General features: G+C 61.1%; 1 protein-coding gene. It reads right to left on the reverse strand.

All coding sequences use genetic code 11. The annotated features are described in order from the left end of the window. Window positions 1-100: 100 nt before the first annotated feature. A partial coding sequence (locus tag J0A65_RS25410) for a hypothetical protein (RefSeq protein ID WP_206596997.1) occupies window positions 101-547 on the reverse strand: 447 nt, incomplete at its 5' end.

Raw genomic sequence — 547 nt, forward strand, 5'->3', positions numbered from 1 at the left:
TGGCAGCGATGTGACGGAGCGGAGAAGGAAAGATGACAATGACCGCGCTCGGGCAACGCTCTCAAGCGTGATGCCTGACGGTCACGGGGCTTGGCGCAGGTCAGACGCCTACGACGGGCTCCGGGATGAAGCCTTCGTCCCGTAGTGCCTTGACGACGCCACGGATCAGGTAGTTGTTGGAGAAACCGATCGTGTACTGCCTGGAACCCTCGGCGACCGGGCGAAGCATGCCCTGGTCGACCAGCTTCTTCAGCTGGTAGGTCCGCTGATTGGCGGTCAACCCAGGCAGCGCAGGCGCAAGGTCCGCAGACTTCACCACACCTTTCCTGATGGCGAGCTTGAGCACGCCCTCCTCGGTCGCCGTGATCAGGCTGCGATTACGTGCGATATCCACGGCGGGATTGAGGATATGCCGGGTCAGGTACTCGAAATCCGTCAGGCGATCCACCTTGTCCAGCTCGTCGCGCACACCCTCCAGAACATAGATACACCAGTTTTCCAGACCCTCCGCTGTACCACTGTCCGCGCCGGAAAGCATGGCGTAGTA

It is taken from the genome of Bowmanella yangjiangensis (assembly GCF_017255015.1).
Classification (GTDB): Bacteria; Pseudomonadota; Gammaproteobacteria; order Enterobacterales; family Alteromonadaceae; genus Bowmanella; species Bowmanella yangjiangensis.